Raw genomic sequence first — 23,781 nt, 5'->3', positions numbered from 1 at the left:
CGGCCGGCATGGCCAACGAGGACAAGCTCCGCGACTACCTCAAGCGGGTCACCACCGAGCTGCAGCAGACCCGCCAGCGCCTGAACGACCTGCGGGAACGCGACGAGGAGCCGATCGCGATCGTCGGCATGGCCTGCCGCTACCCCGGCGGCATCGTGAGCCCGGAGGACCTGTGGCGGGCGGTTTCCACCGGCGCCGACCTGATCTCGCCGTTTCCCACCGATCGCGGCTGGGACCTCGACGCCCTCTACGACCCCGACGGGGTCCGCCCGGACACGTCGTACACCCGGGAGGGCGGGTTCCTCCACGACGCCGCAAACTTCGACGCCGGGTTCTTCGGCATCAGCCCCAACGAGGCGGCCCGGATGGACGCCCAGCAGCGGCTGCTGCTGGAAGTCTCCTGGGAGGCGATCGAGCGGGCCGGCATCGACCCACGCTCGTTGCACGGCAGCCCGACCGGCGTCTTCGGCGGCCTCATGTACCACGACTACTGGGGGCAGGACAGCTCCGGCAGCCTGGTCTCCGGTCGGGTGGCGTACACACTCGGCCTGGAGGGGCCGGCGGTCACCGTGGACACCGCGTGCTCGTCGTCGCTGGTGGCGCTGCACCTGGCGATGCAGGCGCTGCGGTCGGGCGAGTGCACGCTGGCGCTCGCCGGTGGCGTCTCCGTGATGGCCAGCCCGCTGACCTTTGTCGGCTTCAGCCAGCAGCGCGGGCTCTCCCGCGACGGCCGATGCAAGTCGTTCGCCGCCGCCGCCGACGGCACCGGCTTCGCCGAGGGCGCGGGCGTCCTGCTGGTCGAGCGGTTGTCCGACGCGCGGCGGCTCGGCCACCCGGTGCTCGCGGTCGTCCAGGGCTCGGCGGTGAACCAGGACGGTGCCTCGAACGGGATCACCGCGCCGAACGGGCCGGCGCAGCAGCGGGTGATCCGGGCCGCCCTCCTGGACGCCGGGCTGTCCACCGGGCAGGTGGACGTGGTGGAGGCGCATGGGACCGGTACGACGTTGGGTGATCCGATCGAGGCGCAGGCGTTGTTGGCGACGTATGGGCAGGGTCGTGAGCGTCCGTTGTTGTTGGGTTCGGTGAAGTCGAACCTGGGTCATACGCAGGCGGCGGCGGGTGTCGCGGGTGTGATCAAGATGGTGTTGGCGATGCGGCATGGGGTGGTGCCGGCGACGTTGCATGTGGATGAGCCGTCGTCGCATGTGGACTGGTCGGCCGGTGCGGTGCGGCTGGTCACCGAGGCGGTGGCGTGGCCGGTGGTGGACCGGCCCCGCCGGGCGGCGGTCTCCTCGTTCGGCTTCTCGGGCACCAACGCGCACGTCATCATCGAGCAGCCGGAGGCCATCCCGGCGGACGGAACGCCGGAGTCGCACACCCCGCCGCCGGTGCTCGCCTGGACCGTCTCGGCACGGGACCGTACGGCCCTGCGGGCACAGGCGGCGCGGCTGCTGGCCGCCGTCGACGGGGCCCGGGCGGTGGACGTGGGCCACTCGCTGGCGACCGGGCGGTCCGTGTTCGACCACCGTGCCGCCGTGGTCGGTGCCGACATCGACGAGCTGACCGCGGGACTGCGCGCGCTCACCGCCGGCGACGCGGCCCCGGGCCTGCTGTCCGGGGCGGCCGACCACGCGGGCGGGATCGGCTTCCTGTTCGCCGGCCAGGGCTCGCAGCGGCTGGGGATGGGCCGGGAGCTGTACGCGGCCCACCCGGTCTTCGCGGAGGCGTTCGACGAGGTGTGCGCGGGCTTCGGCGGGTCACTGCCGGACCTGCGGGACGTGCTGTGGTCCCGCCCCGAGCTGGTGGACCGCACGGACTATGCCCAGGCCGCCCTGTTCGCGGTGGAGGTGGCGCTGGTCCGGCTCCTGGCGGCCCACGGGGTACGGCCCGATCTGATGGCCGGGCACTCGATCGGCGAGCTGACGGCCGCGTACCTGGCCGGGGTGTGGTCGCTCGCCGACGCCTGCGCGATCGTGGCCGCCCGGGGCCGCCTGATGGCCGCGCTGCCGCCGGGCGGCGCGATGATCGCCGTCGAGGCGACCGAGGACGAGACCCGCGCGGCGCTGGCCGGCCGGGAGTCCGTGGCGGGGATCGCCGCGGTGAACGGGCGCACCGCGGTGGTCCTCTCCGGCGACGAGGAGGCCGTCACCGAGGTGGCCGCCGCGCTCGCGGCGCAGGGTCGCCGGACCAAGCGACTGAGCGTCAGCCACGCGTTCCACTCGCCCCGGATGGAACCGATGCTGGCCGACTTCCGGGCCGTGCTGGCCGGCGTGGCGTTCGCCGCGCCCCGGATCCCGGTCGTGTCCACCGTCACCGGCGCGGTCGCCGGTCCGGAGTTCAGCACGCCGGACTACTGGGTGCGGCAGGTACGGGAGGCGGTGCGGTTCGCCGACGCGATCACCGCGCTGGCCACGGCCGGCGTCACCACCTGTCTGGAGATCGGGTCCGGCCCCGTGCTCGCCCCGCTCGCCGCGCAGCAGCTGGACGCGGAGGCCACAGTGCTGCCCGTGCTGCGCGCCGACCACGGTGAGAGCCGGTCGTACGTGGCGGCGCTGGCCGGACTCTGGACGCGCGGCGTCGACGTCGACTGGCCGGGCTTCTACGCCGGCACCGGCGCGGGCCGGGTCGACCTGCCCACGTACGCCTTCCAGCGCAGCCGCTACTGGCTGGACAGCACCGGCCCGCTGACCCCGGCCACCCGCACCGGCGGGGGCACCAACCCGGCGGTCGACGGCTTCTGGGACGCCGTCGAACGCGAGGACCTGGAGACCCTGGTCACCACCCTCGACATCGACGGCGAGCGCCCGCTGCGAGCCGTGCTGCCGGCGCTGGCCTCGTGGCGGCGGGCGACCCGGAACCGGTCGGCCGCCGACGGCTGGCGTTACCGCGAGGAGTGGCACCCGGTGCCGGACGCCGCACCGGCCCTGTCCGGCACCTGGCTGCTCGTCGCGCCGGTCGACGAGTCGGACACGCGCGCCTGCGTCGAGGCGCTGTCCCGCCACGGCGCCGAGGTCCGGGTGCTCGTCGTCGACGCGGGCGACCGGGACCGCGAGGCGCTCGGCGCCCGGCTGCGGACCGCCGTCGCGGACGTCACGCCGGCCGGCGTGCTCTCCCTCTGGGCCACCGACGAGCAGCCGGACGCGGTGCATCCGGCCGTACCGGTCGGGGTGGCGGGCACCCTGCTGCTGATCCAGGCCCTTGACGACGCCGGTGTGACCGCGCCGCTGTGGTGTGCCACCCGGGGCACGGTCGGGGTCTCGCCGACCGAGCGGGTGAGCGTCCCGCAGAGCGAGGTCTGGGGGCTCGGCCGGGTCGCCGCGCTGGAGCTGCCCCGCACCTGGGGTGGCCTGGTCGACCTGCCCGCGACGCTCGACGAGCGTACCCAGGACCGGCTGTGCGCCGTGCTCTCCGGTGCGGCCGGCGAGGACCAGGTGGCGCTGCGGCCCGCCGGTACCTTCGCCCGCCGGCTGGCCCGGGCCGCCGCCACCGGCCCGCTCCCGAGCCGGCGGCTCAGCTCTACCGTCATCGTCACCGGCGGCACCGGTTGGCTCGGCGGTCGCGCCGCACGCTGGTGCGTCGAGAACGGCGCCGCGCACGTCGTGCTGGTCAGCCGGCGCGGGCCGGCCGCCGACGGCGTCGACGCGCTGGAGACGGAGCTGCGCGGCCTCGGCGCGCAGGTCACCGTCGCCGCGTGCGACGTCGCCGACCGGGCCGCGGTCGCGGATCTGGTGGACGGGCTGCGCGCGGCCGGTGGCGAGATCCGGGGCGTCGTGCACGCGGCGGGCGTCCCGTTGGTCGAACCGCTCGCCGGGACCGACCTGGCGGCCTTCGCCTCCGTGGTGGCGGGCAAGGCGGCCGGGGCGGTGCACCTCGACGCGGTGCTGGGCGACGCCGACCTCGACGTGTTCGTGCTGTTCTCGTCCATCGCCGGGATCTGGGGCGCCGGAGGCCAGGCGGCCTACGCGGCCGGCAATGCCGCGCTGGACGCGCTCGCCCGGGACCGGGCCCGGCGCGGGCTCGTCGCCACCTCCGTGGCGTGGGGCCCCTGGGCGGACGGCGGCCTGGTCGCGGCCGGTGGCGTCGGGGAGGACCTGCGCCGCCGTGGACTGGTGGCGATGTCGCCGGCGGTGGCCATCACCGCGCTGGGCGCCGCGGTGGACCGGGGCGAGCCGACCACGGTCGTCGCCGACATCGACTGGTCAGCATTCGTGCCGTCGTACACGGTCTTCCGGGACAGCCGGCTGTTCACGCCCATCCCGGAGGCCGCCCGGCCCGCAGCGCCCGACGCGACGGCGCCGGACGCGTCGCGGCTCGGCGAACTCCTGGCCGGCCGCGCCCCGGCCGAGCGGGAGCAGGTGCTGCTGACGATCGTCCGCACCCAGGTGGCCACGGCGCTCGGCTACCCCGGCCCGGAGGCGGTCGAGCCCGGCCGCTCGTTCCGGGACCTCGGCTTCGACTCGGTGACCGCGGTCGACTTCCGCAACCTGCTGGGCGAGGTGACCGGCGTGCCGCTGCCGGCCGCCATCGCCTTCGACTACCCGACCCCGGCGGCGCTGGCCGCCCACCTGCTCGGCGAGGTCGTCGGGCACGGCCGGGAGACCGTCGGCGCCGACGACCCGCGGCAGCGCGACGAGCCGATCGCGATCGTCGGGATGGCCTGCCGGTTTCCGGGCGGGGTCCGCTCACCGGAGGACCTGTGGGGTCTGCTCGCCTCCGGTGGTGACGGGATCACCGACTTCCCGCGCGACCGGGGCTGGGACATCGACGCGATCTTCGATCCTGACCCGGAGCGCCCCGGCACCTCGTACGTGCGGCGCGGCGGGTTCCTCGACGACCTCGCGGGCTTCGACGCCGGGTTCTTCGGTGTCAGCCCCCGCGAGGCGGAGGCCATGGACCCGCAGCAGCGGTTGATGCTGGAGGCGTCGTGGGAGGCACTGGAGGACGCCGGCATCGACCCGGCCGCCCTGCGCGGCACCGACACCGGTGTCTTCGTGGGCTCCAACAACAACGACTACGTCTTCCTCGTCGGCGGTGCCGGCAGCGCGGAGGGCTTCACCGCGACCGGTAACGCGGCGAGCATCCTGTCCGGGCGGGTCGCGTACACGTTCGGACTGGAGGGGCCGGCGGTCACCGTCGACACCGCGTGCTCGTCGTCGCTGGTGGCGTTGCACCTCGCCGTCCGGGCGCTGCGCAACGGCGAGTGCTCCCGCGCGGTCGCCGGTGGCGTCACCGCGATGGCGACCCCGGGCGCGTTCGTCGAGTTCAGCCGGATGCGCGGGCTCGCCGTGGACGGCCGGTGCAAGGCGTTCGCCGCCGGTGCCGACGGCACCAACTGGGGCGAGGGCGTCGGCGTGCTGGTGGTGGAGCGGCTCTCCGACGCGGTGGCTGCCGGCCACCGCGTGCTGGCCGTCATCCGGGGCTCGGCCGTCAACCAGGACGGCGCGTCCAACGGCCTCACCGCGCCGAACGGGCCGTCCCAGCAGCGGGTGATCCGGGCGGCGCTGCGCGACGCCGGACTGACCGGCGCCGACGTCGACGCGGTCGAGGCGCACGGCACCGGCACCACGCTCGGCGACCCGATCGAGGCGCAGGCGCTGCTGTCGACGTACGGCCGCGCGCGCGACGGGGAGCGTCCGCTGTGGCTTGGCTCGGTGAAGTCGAACATCGGGCACACGCAGGCGGCGGCGGGTGTCGCGGGCGTGATCAAGGTCGTGCAGGCGATGCGGTACGGGATGCTGCCCCGCACGCTGCACGTGGACGAGCCGTCGCCGCACGTGGACTGGTCGTCCGGCGCGGTCCGGCTGCTGACCGAACCGGTCGCCTGGCCCGGGGGCGGCACGCCGCGCCGTGCCGCCGTGTCCTCGTTCGGCTTCAGTGGCACCAACGCCCACCTGGTCCTGGAGGAGCCGCCCGCGCCGCCGGCCCGCTCCGTCCCGGCCGGTGGGCCGGTGGCCGCGCCGGCGGTCGGTGCGACCGGCGAAGCCGTGCCCACGGTGGCCGGTGAGCCGGCGGTCGTGCCGTTCGCCCTCTCCGCCCGTACCGAGGAGGCACTCCGCGCCCGTGCCCGTGCCCTGCTGGCCCAGCTGGAGACTCGGGACGACCTCGGGCTGGCCGACGTCGGATGGTCGCTGACCGGCCGGTCGGCGTTTGACCGCCGCGCGGTGCTGGTCGCCGCGGACCGGGCCGGGACGCTGGCCGGGCTGGGCGCGATGGCCTGCGGTACCGGTGCCGCCGACGTGGTGGAGGGCGTCGCCGCCGGCTCCGGCCGGGTGGTGTTCGTGTTCCCGGGCCAGGGTTCGCAGTGGGCCGGCATGGCGGTGGAGCTGTGGGACTCCTCGCCGGTGTTCGCGGCCGCGATGGCGGAGTGCGGGCAGGCACTGGCCCCGTTCGTCGGCTGGTCGCTGGAGGCCGTGGTGCGGGGGGCCGAGGACGCGCCGTCGCTGGACCGGGTGGACGTGGTCCAGCCGGTGCTGTGGGCGGTGATGGTGTCGCTCGCGGCGGTGTGGCGGTCGCTGGGTGTCGAGCCGGCGGCGGTGGTGGGCCACTCGCAGGGCGAGATCGCGGCGGCCTGCGTGGCCGGCGGTCTGTCGGTCGAGGACGGGGCGCGGGTGGTGGCCCTGCGGTCCCAGGCGCTGCTCGACCTGGCGGGCGGCGGCGCGATGGTGTCGGTCGCCGAGCCGCTCGACGCGGTGTCCGCGCGGATCTCCGCGTGGTCGGGCCGGATCTCGGTGGCCGCGGTCAACGGCCCCACCACCGTGGTGGTCTCCGGGGAGGTCCCGGCGCTGGAGGAGTTGCTCGCCGGGTGCGAGGCGGAGGGTGTCCGGGCCCGGCGGATCGAGGTGGACTACGCGTCGCACTCGGCGCAGGTGGAGCCGCTGCGGGAGGAGCTGACGCGGACGTTCGCGTCGGTGACGCCGCGCCCCGGCCAGGTGCCGTTCCACTCGACGGTGACCGGTGACTGGCTGGACACCGCCGAGTTGGACGCGACGTACTGGTTCCGGAACCTGCGCGAGCCGGTCGGCTTCGAGCCGGCGATCCGGAAGCTGATGGCCGAGGGGTTCGACGCCTTCGTGGAGTGCAGCCCGCACCCGGTCCTGGCGACCGCCGTGCAGGACATCGCCGAGGCCGGCGGGTACTCCTCGGCGGTTGTGGTCGGGTCGTTGCGGCGCGGCGAGGGCGGTTGGCGGCGGCTGCTGCTCTCGGCGGGCCAGGCGTGGGCCGGCGGAGTGGCGGTGGACTGGCCGGCGGCGTTCGCCGGCCGCCGCGTCGAGCGGGTGGACCTGCCGACCTACCCGTTCCAGCACACGCGGTTCTGGCCGCGCCCGGGCACGCTCGGCGGGGGCGACGCGTCGGCCCTCGGGGTGGCCGCCGTCGGGCATCCGCTGCTCGGCGCGGTCACGTCGATGGCCGGGTCGGACGGGTGGCTGCTGACCGGCCGGCTGTCGCTGGCGGTGCAGCCGTGGCTGGCCGACCACGTGGTCGCCGGTCGGGTCCTGCTGCCCGGCACGGCGTTTCTGGAGCTGGTGGTCCGCGCCGCCGACGAGGCCGGCTGCGACCGGGTCGCCGAGCTGATGCTGATCGCGCCGCTGGTGCTGCCCGAGCGGGGCGCGATGCAGATCCAGGTGTCGGTGGGCCCACCCGACGAGGACGGCCGGCGGGAGGTCGACGTGCATGCCCGGCTGGACGGCGCCCCGGACTGGATCCGGCACGCCACGGCCACCGTCGAACCCGCCTCCGCCGTACCGGCGGTCGTACCGGCGGGACCGTGGCCGCCGGCCGGCGCCGAGCCGGTCCCGATCCCGGACCTCTACGCGCGGCTCGCCACCCTGGGGGTGCCCTACGGCCCGACGTTCCGGGGGCTGCGGGCGGCCTGGCGGCACGACGGCGACCTGTACGCCGAGATCGTCCTGCCCGCCCCCGTCGACGCGGACGCGGGCGCCTACCTGCTGCACCCGGCGTTGCTCGACGCGGCACTGCATCCCCTGGTCCTGGCGCTACCCGAATCCGGCGAGGGCCGGCCGTGGCTGCCGTTCCTGTGGAGCGGCATCACGGTGCACGCCGCCGGCTCCGCCACGCTTCGCGCCCACCTGCACGCCGCCGGCACCGACACCGTCACCGTCCGCCTCAGCGACCCGACCGGCGCCCCGGTCGCCACCGTCGAAGCGCTCACCGTCCGTCCGGCCGGCGACCAGGCCCCCACGACCACGACGGCGGACGCGCTCTTCGTACCGGAGTGGACGGTCGTCACGGAGGTCGCGGCGCGGCCGGCGCAGGCCGACCGCTGGGCCGCGCTGGGCGCGTCCGGGCTGGTCGACGGGGCGTACCCGGACCTGACGGCGCTGGTCGAGGCCCTGGACGCCGGCACGCCCGCGCCCGAGATGGTCCTGGGTCCGGTGGATGCCGGCACGCCGGGCGACCCGGCCGAGGGGGCGCGGACGGCGACCCGCGCCACCCTGGCCCTGCTCCACGGGTGGCTGGCCGAGCCCCGCCTCGGATCCAGCCGTCTGGTGGTCGTCACCCGGCAGGCGATCGCCGTGTCCCGGGACGACCTGGTCGACCCCGCCCACGCCGCCGTCTGGGGGCTGGTGCGCAGCGCACAGACCGAGAACCCGGACCGTATCGTCCTCGCCGACCTCGATCCCGACGACGCCGGCTGGGCCGCTGCCCTGCACACCGCCGTCACGGCCGGCGAACCCCAGGTCGCGGTGCGCGGCGGCGTCCCGCACGCCCTGCGGCTGGCCCGGGCCACCGCCGGCGCGCGGCTGGCCACACCGCCGGTCCCGTGGCGCCTGGAGAGCACCGGCGCGGGCACGCTGGAGAACCTGGCGCTCGTCCCGGCCGGCGGCGAGCCGGAGCCGCTCGCCGCCGGTCAGGTGCGGGTCGCCGTACGGGCGGCGGGTCTCAACTTCCGCGACGTGATGATCGCCCTCGACATGTACCCGGACGCGGGCGTGATGGGCGGCGAGGCGGCCGGCGTGGTGGTCGAGGTCGGTCCCGATGTCACCGACCTCGCGCCGGGCGACCGGGTGGCCGGCCTGTTCACCGGGGCCTTCGCCCCCGAGGCGGAGACGGATCGGCGGCTGCTCGTGCCGGTTCCGGACGGCTGGTCGTGGGAGCAGGCCGCCGCCGCGCCGATCGCGTTCAGCACCGCCTACTTCGCGCTGGTCGACGTCGGCGCCGTCCGGGCCGGCGAGTCGGTGCTGGTGCACGCCGCCGCCGGTGGCGTCGGCATGGCCGCCGTGCAACTCGCCCGTGCGTTCGGCGCCGAGGTGTTCGCCACGGCGAGCCCGGGTAAGTGGGCGGCCCTGCACGACGCGGGCATCCCCGAGGACCGGATCGCCTCGTCGCGGACCGTTGCGTTCGAGGAGCAGTTCCGCGCGGCCACCGCCGGGCGGGGCGTCGACGTCGTCGTCAACTCGCTCACCCGCGACGCGGTCGACGCCTCGCTGCGGCTGCTCGCCGACGGCGGCCGGTTCGCCGAGCTGGGCAAGACCGACATCCGGACGCCGGAGCAGGTCGCCGCCATCCGCGCCGGGATCGCGTACCGCGCCTTCGATCTGCTGCGGAGCGACCTGGACCGGCTCGGCGACATCCTGCGCGCGCTGACCGGGATGTTCGCGGACGGCACGCTCGCGCCGCTGCCCGTGCGGACCTGGGACATCCGGCGCGCGCCGGACGGGTTCCGGCACATGGCCCAGGCCCGCCACGTCGGAAAGGTCGTGCTGGCCATGCCCCCGCGGCTCGACCCCGCCGGGACGGTCCTGGTCACCGGCGGCACCGGGACGCTCGGCGCGCTCGTGGCCCGGCACCTGGTCGCGCGGCACGGAGTGCGCCGGCTGCTGCTGATCAGCCGGCGCGGACCGGCCGCGCCCGGTGCGGCGGAGCTGGTGACGGCGCTGGAGGCGGCCGGCGCGGACGTCACCGTGGCGGCCTGCGACGCCGCCGACCGTGCCGCGCTCGCGAAGGTCCTCGCCGACGTGCCGGCGGATCACCCGCTGACCGCGGTCGTGCACGCGGCCGGCGTCCTCGACGACGGTCTGGTGACCGACCTGACGCCGGAGCGGGTCGACGCCGTACTGCGGCCGAAGGTCGACGCGGCCGTGCACCTCGACGAACTCACCCGGGACGCGGGGCTCGCCGCCTTCGTGCTGTTCTCGGCGGCGACCGGCACGTTCGGCGGCCCGGGGCAGGCTGCGTACGCCGCCGCCAATGTCTTCCTCGACGGCCTGGCGGCCCGTCGCCGGGCCACGGGCCGGCCCGCGACCGCCCTCGCCTGGGGACTGTGGGACGAGGCGACCGGAATGACCGGCCACCTCGGCGACGCCGACCGGGCACGGCTGGCGCGTGGCGGCGTGCTGCCGCTGGCCACGGCCGAGGGACTGGACCTGTTCGACGCGGCGCTGGGGCGGGTCGAACCGCTGCTGGTTCCGGTCCGGCTCGACCTGCGGGCGCTGGCCGACCTCGGCCGGGCCGGTCTGGTCCCGCCGCTGCTGCGCGGTGTGGTCCGGGGCCCGTCCCGGCGCGTGCTGCAGCAGACCACGGCATCGGCGGCGTCGCTCCGCGACGACCTGCTCGCCCAGGCCGGCCCGGATCGGCTGCGGGTCCTCGTCGACCTGATCCGTGCCCAGGCGGCGGCCGTGCTCGGCCACGGTTCGCCGGCCGCCGTCGAGCCGGACCGGCCGTTCACCGAACTCGGATTCGACTCGCTGACCGCGGTCGAGTTCCGTAACCGGCTCAAGGCGGGGACCGGGCTGCCGCTGCCGGCGACTGTGGTCTTCGACTACCCGACGGCGACCGCGCTCGCCGATCACCTGCTCGCGGAGCTGGTACCGCAGGACGCGGCGCCGACGACGTCGATCCTGGACGTTGTCGACCGGCTTGAGGCCGAGCTCGCTGGGCTCGCGACGGTCGGGGCCGACGACGTCCGGGGCGCCGTCGAGGCGCGCCTGCGGACCCTGCTCGGCACCTTCGCGGCGGCCACCACGCCGTCCGCCGACGTGTCCACCGTGCTCGAGGCCGCCTCGGCCGACGAGCTGCTTGCGTTCATCGACAACGAGCTCGGCAACTAGGAGGGCAGCCCGATGGCCAACGAGGAGCAGCTCGTCGAGTATCTCAAGCGGGTCACCGCCGACCTCCATCAGACCCGGCAGCGGCTTCGTGACGTGGAGAACCGCAGCCACGAGCCGATGGCGATCGTGGGGATGGCGTGCCGCTTCCCGGGTGGCGTCCGGTCGCCGGAGGACCTGTGGGACCTGGTGGCGTCCGGCGGGGACGCGACGGGCGACTTCCCGACCGACCGGGGGTGGGACGTGGACGCCGTGTTCGACCCCGAACCGGGTCAGCCCGCGAAGACGTACGTGCGCCGGGGCGGCTTCCTGGCCGACGCGCTCGGGTTCGACGCCGGCTTCTTCGGCATCAGCCCGCGCGAGGCACTCGCCATGGACCCGCAGCAGCGGCTGGTGCTGGAGGCGTCGTGGGAGGCGCTGGAGGACGCGCGGGTGGACCCGGCCGCGCTGCGCCGGACGCGTACCGCCGTGTTCCTCGGCGCCACCAGCGCCGAGTACGCGACGGTCATGCAGAGCATGTACGCCGATGTCCTCGGCTACACGATGACGGGCGTCGCGGCGAGCGTGGTGTCCGGCCGCGTGGCGTACGCGCTCGGTCTGGAGGGGCCGGCGGTCACCGTGGACACCGCGTGCTCGTCGTCGCTGGTGGCGCTGCACCTGGCCGCCCAGGCCCTGCGCAACGGCGAGTGCTCCATGGCGCTGGTCGGCGGCGTCACGGTCATCCCGACGCCCGGCACCTTCATCGAGTTCAGCGAGCAGCGGGGACTCGCGCCCGACGGCCGCTGCAAGGCGTTCGCGTCCGCCGCCGACGGCACCGGCTTCAGCGAGGGCGTCGGCGTCGTGGTGGTCGAGCGGCTGTCCGACGCGCTCAAGGCGGGACGTCGGGTGCTGGCCGTCGTCCGGGGCTCGGCGGTCAACTCCGACGGCGCCAGCGCCGGCCTCACCGCGCCCAACGGGCCGTCGCAGCAGCGGGTCATCCGTCAGGCGCTCGCCTCGGCCGGGGTGGGAACCGACGGCATCGACGCGGTGGAGGCGCACGGCACGGGCACGACGCTGGGCGACCCGATCGAGGCGCAGGCCCTGCTCGCCACGTACGGCCAGGACCGCACCGCCGGCCGTCCGCTCTGGCTGGGGTCGGTGAAGTCGAACATCGGGCACACGCAGGCGGCGGCCGGGGTCGCCGGTGTGATCAAGATGGTGCAGGCGCTCCGCCACGGCGTGCTGCCGCAGACGCTGCACGTGGACGAACCGTCCCCGCACGTGGACTGGTCGTCCGGCGCGGTCCGGCTGCTGACCGGAGCGCGGGACTGGGAGCGGAACGGGCGGCCCCGGCGCGCCGCCGTCTCGTCGTTCGGCATCAGCGGCACGAACGCCCACCTGATCCTGGAGGAGGCACCGGCGCCGGTCGCGGAACCGGTGGCGCAGCCGGACGCCCGGCCGGTCATGGCGGTCGCGGAGGGCGCCGAACCCGTCGTACCCGTGCTGCTGTCCGCCCGGACCGAGACCGCGTTGCGCGACGGCGCCGCCCGCCTCGGCGGGGCGCTGGCCGGGCGTAGCGGGCTCCGCCCCGACGACGTGGGCTGGTCGTCGACCGGCCGGACGAGCTTCGAGCGGCGGGCGGTGGTGGTCGCCGCCGGCCGGGCGGACCTGACGGACGGGCTGGCGGCGGTGGCGACCGGGTCGGGTGGCCCGGCGACGGTGGAGGGGGTGGCGACGACCTCCGGCAAGGTGGTGTTCGTCTTCCCCGGCCAGGGCTCGCAGTGGGCGGGGATGGCCGCGGAACTGCTCGACTCGTCCCCGGTCTTCGCCGACTCGATGGCCCGGTGCGCCGCGGCGCTGGACCCGCACGTGACCTGGTCGCTGGAGGCCGTGGTCCGGGGCGCCGAGGACGCGCCGTCGCTGGAGCGGGTCGACGTGGTACAGCCCGCGTTGTGGGCGGTGATGGTCTCCCTCGCGGCGGTGTGGCGGTCGCTCGGCGTCGAGCCGGCGGCGGTCCTGGGCCACTCGCAGGGCGAGATCGCCGCCGCGTGCGTGGCCGGCGGCCTGTCGATCGACGACGCTGCCCGGGTCGTGGCGCTGCGCTCGCGGGCGTTGCTGAGCGTCGCGGGACGCGGCGGAATGGTGTCGGTCGCCGAGCCAGGCCCGGCCGCGTCGACCCGGGCGGCGCGCTGGGGCATATCCGTCGCGGCGGTCAACGGGCCCACGTCGGTCGTGCTCTCCGGGGACGTGGCGGCGCTCGCGGGACTGCTCGCCGAGTGCGAGGCGGAGGGTGTCCGGGCACGGCGGATCGAGGTGGACTACGCGTCGCACTCCGGCGAGATCGAGCCGCTGCGGGACGAGTTGCTCCGGCTCCTGGCCCCGATCCGTCCGGTCGGCGGGCAGGTGCCGTTCTTCTCGACGGTGACCGGCGAGTGGCTCGACACGGCCGCGCTCGACGCGGCGTACTGGTTCCGCAACGTGCGGGAGCCGGTCGGGTTCGAACCGGCCGTGCGGACGCTGCTGGGCCAGGGCTTCGACGGGTTCGTGGAGTGCAGCGCACATCCGGTGCTCGCCGTCGCCGTTCAGGAGATCGTCGACGATGCCGACGGGACCGCCGTCGTGGTGGGGTCGCTGCGCCGGGGCGAGGGCGGGTGGCAGCGGCTGCTGCTTTCGGTCGGTCAGGCGTGGACCGGTGGCGTCGCCGTCGACTGGCCGGCGGTGTTCGCCGGCCGCACCCCCGAGCGGGTCGACCTGCCCCCGTACCCGTTCCAGCACGAACGCTACTGGCCCCGGCCGTCGGCCCGGTCCACCGGCGACGCCGCCGGCCTCGGGCTGGGACCGGCCCGGCATCCGCTGCTGGGCGCGGTGTCGTCGGTGGCCGGTTCGGACGGCTGGGTGCTGACCGGGCGGCTGTCGCTGACGTCGCATCCGTGGCTCGCCGACCACACCGTCGCCGGCCGGGTGCTGCTGCCCGGCGCGGCATTCGTCGAGCTGGTGGTCCGCGCCGCCGACGAGGTCGGCTGCGGCCGGGTGGCGGAGCTGCTGGTGGCCGAGCCGCTGGTGCTACCGGAGCGGGGAGCCGTCCAACTCCAGGTCGTGATCGGTCCGGCTGATGGCACCGGCCGTCGCGAGGTCGGCGTCCACGCCCGGCCGGACGGCGGCGACGCGCCGTGGACCCGGCACGCCACCGCCACGGTCGAGCCGGCCGGGCCGGTCCCGCCGTCTGGGGCCGCCGGGTCGGCGGTCTGGCCGCCGGCCGGCGCCGAGCCGGTCGCGGTCGCCGACCTCTACGAGCGCTTCGCCGCCGTGGGTCTCGGGTACGGGCCGGCGTTCCGCGGTGTCCGGGCGGTGTGGCGCGGCGAGGACGAGGTGTACGCCGAGGTCGCCCTCCCGGCCCCCACCAACGCCGACGCGGGCGGCTTCGGTCTCCACCCGGCGCTGCTCGATGCTGCCCTGCACCCGCTCGCCCTGGCCCTGGACGCGGACGGCGACGGCGGCCGACCGTGGTTGCCGTTCGTCTGGAGCGGCGTCATCCTGCACGCCGCCGGTGCGACCACCCTGCGGGTCCGGCTGCGCCCCACCGGCGCCGACCGCGTCGCGATCACCGTGACCGGACCCGGCGACGAACCGGTGGCCACCGTCGAGGGCCTCACCGTCCGCCAGGCCACGGCGGACACCGGCGCCGCCACCGTCGAGCAGAAGCTCTTCACCGTCGGCTGGGTGCCGGTCGCCGCCGCCGTCGCCGACGGTCCGCGCGGGGCCGTCGCCCTGCTCGGCGACCACCCGGAGGTGGCGGACGCCGTCGACCTGGCCGGGGTACGGCCGGAGACCTGGCCGGACCTGGCCGCGCTCGTCGCCGCCCCCGACACGGCCCCGCCCGCCCTGGTGGTGGCGCCGGCGACACCCACCGCCGTGGGGGCCGACCTGGCGTCCGCGGCACGGGAGGCGACGCACACCGCGCTGCGGCTCGTGCAGGAGTGGCTCGCCGAGCCCCGCCTGGCGGCCGCCCGGCTGGTGATCCTCACCACCAGGGCGGTGGCGACCGCACCGGGACAGCCGGTCGACCCGGCGCAGGCCGCCGTCTGGGGGCTCATCCGGTCGGCACAGTCCGAGAACCCCGACCGGATCCTCCTCGTCGACCGTGACCTCGACGACGACGGCTGGGTGACGGCCGTGGCCACCGCGATCGCCGCGGACGAGTCACAGGTCGCCGTCCGGGCCGGCGTCCCGTACGCCCCGCGCCTCACCCGGGCCGCGCGCGCCGACGAGCCGGTGGCGGAGCGGCCGTGGAACCCGGCCGGCACGGTGCTGGTCACCGGCGCCTCCGGGACGCTGGGCACGCTGGTGAGCCGACACCTGGTCGCCGACCGGGGCGTACGGCGGCTGCTGCTGGTCAGCCGCCGGGGAGCGGACGCGCCGGGCGCCGCCGACCTGCGCGCCGAACTCGCCGCGCTCGGTGCCGAGGTGACGGTGACCGCGTGCGACGTGACCGACCGGGCCGCGGTGGCCGCGCTGCTGGCCGACGTGCCGGTGGAGCACCCGCTCACCGCCGTGGTGCACACGGCCGGCGCGCTGGACGACGGGATCGTCGGATCGCTGACCCCGGAGCGCGTCGACGCGGTGTTCCGGCCCAAGGTCGACGCCGCCGCCACCCTCGACGCGCTCACCCGCGACCTGGACCTGTCCGCGTTCGTGCTGTTCTCCTCGGCCGCCGGTGTCTTCGGCACTCCCGGGCAGGCCAACTACGCCGCCGCCAACGCGTTCCTCGACGCGCTGGCCCAGCACCGGCGGGCCGCCGGCCGACCGGCGGTCGCCCTGGCCTGGGGCATGTGGGCCGAGCGCACCGGGCTGACCCGGAATCTCGACGACGTGGACCTGGCCCGGATGCGCCGCACCGGGCTGCACCCGCTGTCCACCGAGGACGGGCTCGCCCTGTTCGACCACGCGCTGCACCGGCCCGAGTCGCAGCTGGTGCCGATGGATCTGCGGCCCACCGCGCCCCGGGGAGCCGTCGTGCCGGGGATCCTACGGGGCCTGGTCCGCACAGCGCTGCGCCCGACGGCCGGGGCGACCGTGGACACGTCCGGTCTCCGTGAGCGTCTCGCCGGGCTGCCCGAGGCGGAGGCACGTGCCGAGCTGCTCTCGCTGGTACGTACCCAGGTCGCTGCTGTCCTCGGCCACTCCGGCCCGGAGGCGGTGGATGCCGCGCGGGCCTTCAAGGAGCTGGGCTTCGACTCGCTGACCGCCGTCGAGCTGCGCAATCGGCTCGGCGCGGCGGTCGGCGCCCGGCTGCCCGCCACGTTGGTCTTCGACTACCCCACCCCGACCGACCTCGCCGGCTTCCTGCACACCGAACTGGTCGCCGGGGACGCCGGACCGGCCCGCCCGGCGCCCCCGGCGCCGGTACGCGCGGACGAGCCGCTCGCGATCGTCGGCATGGGCTGCCGCTTTCCCGGCGGCGTCGCCTCGCCGGAGCAGTTGTGGGACCTGGTCGCCGGTGGCGTGGACGCGGTGTCGAGCTTCCCGACCGACCGTGGCTGGCACCTCGACGACCTCTTCGACCCCGACCCCGACCGCCCCGGCACGAGCTACTGCGACCAGGGCGGTTTCCTCTACGACGCGGCGCAGTTCGATGCCGACTTCTTCGGCATCGCCCACCGGGAGGCGCTCGCGATGGACCCGCAGCAGCGGCTGTTCCTGGAGACCTCGTGGGAGGCGGTCGAGCGGGCCGGCATCGACCCGACGACGCTGCGGGGCAGCCGGGCCGGCGTCTTCACCGGCGTCATGTACCACGACTACGCCGCCCACCTGGTCGAAGCCGGCGACGAGCTGGACGGTTTCGTCGGCACCGGGATCGCGGGTGGGGTGGTCTCCGGCCGGGTCGCGTACGCGCTGGGGCTGGAGGGCCCGGCGCTGACCATCGACACCGCGTGCTCGTCCTCGCTGGTCGCGCTGCACCTCGCCGCGCAGGCCCTGCGGAACAACGAGTGCGACCTAGCGCTGGCCGGCGGCGTGACGGTGCTCAGCACGCCGAGCGCGTTCGTCGACTTCAGCCGGCAGCGCGGTCTCGCGCCCGACGGGCGGTGCAAGTCGTTCGCCGCGGCGGCCGACGGCACCGGCTGGGCCGAGGGGGTGGGCGTACTGGTCGTCGAGCGGCTGTCCGACGCCCGGCGCAACGGCCATCCGGTCCTCGCGGTGGTGCGGGGCACGGCGGTCAACTCCGACGGCGCCAGCAACGGGATGACCGCGCCCAACGGGCCGTCCCAGCAGCGGCTGATCCGGCAGGCGCTGGCCGACGCGCGCCTGACGGCCCGGGACGTCGACGCGCTGGAGGCGCATGGCACCGGCACGACGCTGGGCGACCCGATCGAGGCCCAGTCGATCCTGGCGACCTACGGCCGGGACCGTGGCGAGGAGCCACTGTGGCTCGGGTCGATCAAGTCGAACCTGGGGCACACCCAGGCGGCGGCCGGCGTGGCCGGCGTCATCAAGATGGTGCAGGCGATGCGGGCCGGCCTGCTGCCACGCACGCTGCACGTCGACGCGCCCTCGCCGCACGTCGACTGGTCGGCCGGGGCGGTGCGGCTGCTCAGCGAGTCGGTCGAGTGGCCGGCCACCGGACGACGGCGGCGCGCCGCCGTCTCGTCGTTCGGTATCAGCGGCACCAACGCGCACGTCATCCTCGAACAGGGACCGGACGAGAAGCCGGCGCCCGCGCCGGACGGCACCGGGCCGGCCGTACCGCTGCTGCTCTCCGGGCGCAACCGGGGCGCGTTGCGGGACCAGGCCATCCGGCTGGTCGCCCACCTGCGGGACCGGCCCGAGCTGCGTCCGGTCGACGTCGCCCACTCGCTGGCCACCACCCGGGCAGAGTTCCGGCACCGGGCGACCGTGGTCGGCGCCGACCGGGCGGAGCTGGTGGCCGGGCTCCAGGCGCTCGGCCGGGGCGAGCCCGCGCCGGCGCTGGCCACCGGGCAGGTCGCTGGCGGGCGTACGGCGGTGCTCTTCAGCGGCCAGGGCACCCAGCGGGCGGGCATGGGCCGCCGGCTGGCCGCGACCCTGCCCGTCTTCCGCGACGCGTTCGCGGCGGCCTGCGCCGAGTTGGACCGCCACCTGGAACGCCCGCTCGCGTCCGTGCTCGACGACGCCGAGCAGCTGGACCGCACCGCTTACACCCAACCGGCCCTGTTCGCGCTGGAGACCGCGCTCTACCGCACCTTCGAGCAGTGGGGCCTGACACCGGAGTTCGTGGCCGGTCACTCGATCGGCGAGCTGACCGCGGCCCACGTGGCCGGCGTGCTCTCGCTGGCCGACGCCGCCACGCTCGTCGCCGGTCGGGGCCGGCTCATGCAGGCGCTGCCGGCCGGCGGCGCGATGGTGTCGGTACGCGCCACCGAGGCCCGCGTGGCGTCCCTGCTGGCCGACCACCTCGACCGGGTCGGCATCGCCGCCGTCAACGGCCCCGAGGCCGTCGTCGTCTCCGGCGACGCGGGCGTCCTCGATGCCGTCGTCGCGCGGCTGGTCGACGACGGCGTCAAGACCCGCCGGCTGAGCGTCAGCCACGCGTTCCACTCGCCCCTGATGGACGACATGCTGGCGGAGTTCCGTGAGATTGCCTCCGCGCTGTCGTACGCGACGCCGCGCATCCCGATCGTCTCCAACGTGACCGGCGCGCTCGCCGATCCGGCGGAGCTGACCACGCCCGACTACTGGGTGCGGCACGTACGGGAGGCGGTCCGGTTCGCCGATGGCGTACGGGCGCTGGCGGCGGCGGGCGTGCGGACCTTCGTGGAGCTGGGCCCGGACGGCGTGCTCGCGGCGCTCGGCCGGGAGTGCCTGCCCGCCGACGCCGGAGCCGACTTTGTGCCGGCGCTGCGTCGGGACCGCGACGAGGAACGGTCGCTCACCGAGGCCGTCGGGCGGCTCTGGGTACGCGGCGTCGAGCTGGACCGGGCCGCCGTCACCGCCGACCGGGGCGCGATTAGGGTCGACCTGCCCACCTACGCGTTCCAGCGCCAGCGGTTCTGGCCGGAACCGGCCCGACCGGTGGGCGGCACGCCCGCCGCGGCGAACGCGCCGGCCGCCGCCGAGGCCCGGCTCTGGGCCGCCGTCGAGGCACAGGACCTCGACGCGTTGGCCGACGCCCTCGGTGTACCCGGCGAGCAGCCGCTCGACGCCCTGCTGCCGGTGCTCGCGTCGTTCCGGCGGCGGGTGCGGGGGGTGACCGAGATCGACCGCCACGCGTACCGCGAGGTCTGGCACCCGCTGGGCGGACTGCCCCCGGCGTCGCTGGCCGGGACCTGGCTGGTCGTGGCGTCCCGGGGCGGGCCAGCGGCGGAGCTGGCCGAGGCGATCGGCGCGGCGGTGGCCCGACGCGGCGGCCGACCCGTCACCGTGCCGGCGGACGGCCCGGACGGGGTGCCGGCGGCGCTCGCCGCGCTGCCCGGCCCGCCGCCGGCCGGTGTCGTGCACGTCGGTGCCGCTCTCCACCCGGAGACGGTCGCCGCCCTGGCCGACGTCGCCGGCGACCGCCCGGTGTGGCAGGTCACCAGCGGCGCGGTCGCCGCCACCCCCGCCGACCCGCCGGCCGACCCGGCGCGGGCCGCCGACCGGGCGCGGGCGGGCGGGCGGCTGGTCGACGTGCCGGCCGAACCGGGCGACCGGATTCTGGACCTGCTCTGCGAAGTGCTCGCCGCCGGCGCGGCGAGCGTGCTGGACGAGGACGACCTGGCCCTGCGCGCCGCCGGGGCGTTCGCCCGCCGGCTGGTCGGCGCGGGGGCGACCGGAAGCGGCCCGAGCTGGCAACCGGCCGGCACCGTCCTGGTGACCGACGGCGCCGGTCCGCTCGGGGCGCTCGTCGCCGTCCGGGGCGCGGGCGACGAGCCGGCAATCGTGATCCGGTGTGCGGCGAACAGCGCCGCGCTGTCCCGGATCCTCGCGTCGATCCCGCCGGAGCGGCCGCTCACCGCGATCGTCCATGGCGGAACGGCGCCGGAGGACCTGGTGCTGGCCGACGAACTCGACGCGCTCGCCACGGAGCTGGACCTGGCGGCGTTCGTCCTGCTGACGCCGGCGGTCGACCCGCGTACCGGCGAGCCGGCCGAGGCGGGGGTCGCCGCCGCCCACTACGACGCCGTCGCCCGGCGGCGGCGGGCACGGGGGTTGCCGGCGGCCTCGGTCGCGGTGGGGCCCTGGGCCGAGCCGGCCACCGAGGGTTCCCGCAACGGCGCCGGCCAACTGGCGGACCGAGCGCCGCTGACGCTGGACGAACTGGTGCCCGCCCTGCGCGCGGCGGCCGGTCAGGGCCGGACCGGGCTGACGCTCGCCCGGTTCGACTGGTCGGCGCCGGGCGGCGACCGCCCGCTGCTGCGTGCCCTGCCGGTCGCCGGGGCGGGCGGTGACGACCGCGCGGCGGAGGACGCTGCGGACGCCGGCCCGGAGCAGTTGCGCGGTCGCCTCGACCAGCTCGACGGCCCGGGCCGTCAGCAGGTCCTCGCGCAGGTGGTGCGGACGGAGGCGGCGGCGGTGCTCGGCCGCCCCGCCGAGGACATCGACGACGACGTGGACTTTCTCGACCTGGGTGTCTCGTCGCTCACCGCGGTCGAGCTGCGGACCCGGCTCGGGGCGACCACCGGCGTCGAACTCACCGTCGCCGCCCTCTACGACTGCCAGACCCCCGCCGAGCTGGTCGCGCACCTCGACGCGGTGCTCACCGGCGGCTCGGCGGCGGGCGCTGCCGAGGTCGCCGCCGGCGCGGAGAGCGGGTAGGCGTGGACGAGGGCGGTGGTCGGCCCCTTACCGACCTTAGGGGTGGGCTAGGGGTCGGAGCGGCTCGGCCCGCAGCCCGATGATGGGCGCTGACGGTCAAGGTTGCGCTTGGAGGTGTATCGGTGACTCGCATGAACGCGAACGGCCACTGCCACTCGTTCAACGGCGACGGCAAACCCGACATCATGGCCCGCCGGATCAGCACGGGCGAGCTGTTCGTGTTTCCGCACAGTGGGCGGTTGCAGGGCACCAGCACGTTCGGCGACCCGGTCAAGATCGCGGACGGGTTCGAGGTCGACCGGTACGTGCTGCTGCGCACGATCGACATCAGCGGCGAGGGCCGGGCGCACGTGCTGGCGGTCGCCGGGCAGGACAACCCGGAGCCGCGCGGGCTGTTCCTCTACTACAACAAGAAGGGGCTCGCCGGCACCGACACCCTGGCCCCACCGATCCGGATCTCCGGGCGGCGCTCCGACAAGAGCTGGGAGACCCTCGGCATCGCCGACCTCAACGGCGACGGGATCGAGGACATGTTCGGCCGGGGCACCGACCGGGGCGACGTGGACGCGTTCCTCAACCGCGCGGTGGGCATGGTCGAGCACGAGACCATGGACAAGAACAACATCCTGATGACCACGGTTCAGGTGGACGACTTCCCGATCGGCATGGCCGACTTCACCGGTACCGGCACCCTCGACCTGCTGGTGCTGCGGCCGGGCGGCAACCTGGAGATCTACGAGTTCCCGCCGGGGCAGCCCGCCGACCGGCCGCCGTCGGGCGACGACGGCACCTGGCACACCGTGGGTACCGGCTGGGACCGGATGGAGTTCATCACCATCACCGACATCGACCTGGACGGCAACCCGGACGTGCTGGGCCTGGAGGCGGACGGAACGCTGTCGGCGTACGTTCACAACGGCAAGTTCGACGCCGACCGTCCACTTGAGACGTTCCAACCTCCGCAGACGGTCCTGACCGGGCTGCGGGACTTCACCAGCATCGGCTGACGCCGCGTCGGGCGGCCGGGGCGGCGCCCCGGCGCACGGTTGCGGCATGCACTTCACCTGATCGATCTGTGCGCACCGGAGGGGTTCGTCGGAGGCCCCCGGCCGGCATGCTGTGAGCATGACGGAACTCGTGATCGACGTCGAAGATCTTCGACGCCGCTACGGCCGCTTCGAGGCGGTCCGCGGTGTGTCGTTCCAGATCTCCCGGGGCGAGCTGTTCGCCCTGCTCGGCACCAACGGCGCCGGCAAGACCACCACGTTGGAGGTGCTGGAAGGGCTGCAACGACCGACCGCCGGACAGGTGCGGGTGCTCGGGCTCGACCCGGTGCGCCAGCGCGCGGCGATCCGCCCTCGGACCGGGGTCATGCTCCAGGAGGGCGGTTTCACCGGCACCCTCACCGTGCAGGAGACCATCGAGATCTGGCGCTCCCTCAACGTGCGCCCCCGCCCGACCACGGAGGTCGCGGAACTGGTCGGGCTGGAACACCGGCTGGGCGTCGCGGTCGAGCAGCTCTCCGGCGGCGAGGAACGGCGGCTGGAGCTGGCCCTGGCCGTCCTGGGCCGTCCGGAGCTGCTCTTCCTCGACGAGCCGACCACGGGCATGGACCCGATGTCCCGGCGGCGCACGTGGGACGTCATCCGACAGCTACGGGCCGAGGGCGCGACCGTGCTGCTCACCACCCACTACCTGGAGGAGGCGGAGGTCCTCGCCGACCGGGTGGCGATCATGCACGCCGGCCGGATCGTCACCGCCGGTACGCCCGACGACGTGGCCCGCCACCTGCCGGCCCGCATCACGTTCCGGCTGTCCGCCGGGGCGCCGGCGGCCCCGGCGCTGCCCAACGCCGCCCCCGAGGTCGACGGCGACCGCATCACGTACCGCACCGACGCCCTGCAGACCGACCTCGGCCGCCTGCTGCGCTGGGCCGAGGACGCGAGCGTGGAGCTGATCGGCCTCGCGGCGCGTCCGGCCTCGCTGGAGGACGTCTTCCTGGACATCGCCGACGGCGAGGCGGCCGCCGCCGACGGCACCCTGTCCACCCATCGCACCACGACCCTGGAGGCGGCACCGTGACCGTGACGACCCCCGCCGCACCGGCGACGATCAGCACGCTGCGTCAGCTGTGGGCGCTGTTCCGGATGGAGTTGGCCATCCTGCGCCGCGACCGCGCGGCGCTGGGCATCTCGGTATTCGCGCCGCTGCTCGTCGCGATCCTGCTCACGACGGGCTACCAGGGCGACGCGGCCGCGTACCGGGTGGCGAGCCTGCTCTCCATCGTGGGCGTCGCGACGGTCCACCACCACCTGACCGCGACCTACGCCGTACGCCGGCAGGAACTCGTCCTCAAGCGGCTGCGCGCCGGCCTGCCGGCCGGCTGGGCGATCCTGGTCGGCACGGCCAGCGGCATCGTGGCGATCTTCCTCTGCCAGTCCGTGGTCCTCATCGCGTACGCGGTGGTGTTTCTCGACGTCCAGGTGCCCGCCAACCCGCTCGCGCTGATCGCCAGCCTGGTGCTCGGGTCCGCGTTGTTCGCTGCCGTCTCGGCGGCGGTCTCGGCGGTCACCCGTACGTCGGAGGCGGCGCTGCTGACCACCCTGCCCACGATGATCTTCTTCTGCGCCGCGCCCGGGGCGGTCGTGCCGATGGGGGCACTCCCGCCGGCCGTGGAGAACGTGTTGTGGTGGCTACCCATGGGCTCGTTCACCGAGCTGATCCGGAACGGTTGGCTGGGCCGCGACCTCTGGGGGCCGGAACTCACCCCGTTCGGCGGCGCGGTCGACCTCGTCCTGATGGTGGCGGTGCTGATGGTGTGGCTCGTCCACGGGCTCCTGGCGGCGAGGTACTGGTTCCGCTGGGAACCTCGGCACTGAGGCGTCGCCGTGCTGCGGCTCTCGGCCTGGTCCGCACGTGTCGGCCGGACCGTCCCGATGCTCCGGCCCGGTTCGGTCGACACCCGCGA

At 75.7% G+C, this 23,781-nt stretch carries 5 protein-coding genes; all 5 read left to right on the top strand.

All coding sequences use genetic code 11. The annotated features are described in order from the left end of the window. Window positions 1-8: 8 nt before the first annotated feature. The 5 genes from O7615_RS11830 to O7615_RS11810 all read left to right on the top strand — a co-directional run bounded on the left by O7615_RS11830 (window position 9) and on the right by O7615_RS11810 (window position 23,692). Entirely contained in the window at window positions 9-11,069 is an 11,061-nt protein-coding gene (locus tag O7615_RS11830; protein ID WP_278177502.1) for a type I polyketide synthase, read from the top strand. Window positions 11,070-11,081: 12 nt separating this feature from the next. After that, complete coding sequence (locus O7615_RS11825) at window positions 11,082-20,813, top strand: type I polyketide synthase (protein WP_278177501.1); 9,732 nt, start codon at window positions 11,082-11,084, stop codon at window positions 20,811-20,813. 122 nt (window positions 20,814-20,935) lie between these two features. Continuing rightward, window positions 20,936-21,820: a hypothetical protein gene (locus tag O7615_RS11820; protein WP_278177500.1), complete on the top strand. Its 885-nt coding sequence runs from the start codon at window positions 20,936-20,938 to the stop codon at window positions 21,818-21,820. Between the two features lie 118 nt (window positions 21,821-21,938). Continuing rightward, a complete protein-coding gene (locus tag O7615_RS11815; RefSeq protein WP_278177499.1) occupies window positions 21,939-22,895 on the top strand; it encodes an ABC transporter ATP-binding protein in 957 nt (318 codons plus the stop codon). After that, entirely contained in the window at window positions 22,892-23,692 is an 801-nt protein-coding gene (locus tag O7615_RS11810) for an ABC transporter permease (RefSeq protein WP_278177498.1), read from the top strand. Before O7615_RS11815 ends, O7615_RS11810 begins: the two co-directional genes overlap by 4 nt. Window positions 23,693-23,781 lie beyond the last annotated feature (89 nt).

The sequence above is a fragment of the Micromonospora sp. WMMD1082 genome, assembly GCF_029626175.1.
In the GTDB taxonomy this organism is placed as follows: Bacteria; Actinomycetota; Actinomycetes; order Mycobacteriales; family Micromonosporaceae; genus Micromonospora.
The sequence above is the reverse complement of the archived record's forward strand: the minus strand, read 5'-3'. Positions and strand labels throughout refer to the sequence as shown.

Excerpts from the sequence above, each read along its gene's own strand:
- O7615_RS11825 (WP_278177501.1), top strand. The coding sequence starts at position 11,082 with ATGGCCAACGAGGAGCAGCTCGTCGAGTATCTCAAGCGGGTCACCGCC.
- O7615_RS11830 (WP_278177502.1), top strand. The coding sequence starts at position 9 with ATGGCCAACGAGGACAAGCTCCGCGACTACCTCAAGCGGGTCACCACC.
- O7615_RS11815 (WP_278177499.1), top strand. The coding sequence starts at position 21,939 with ATGACGGAACTCGTGATCGACGTCGAAGATCTTCGACGCCGCTACGGC.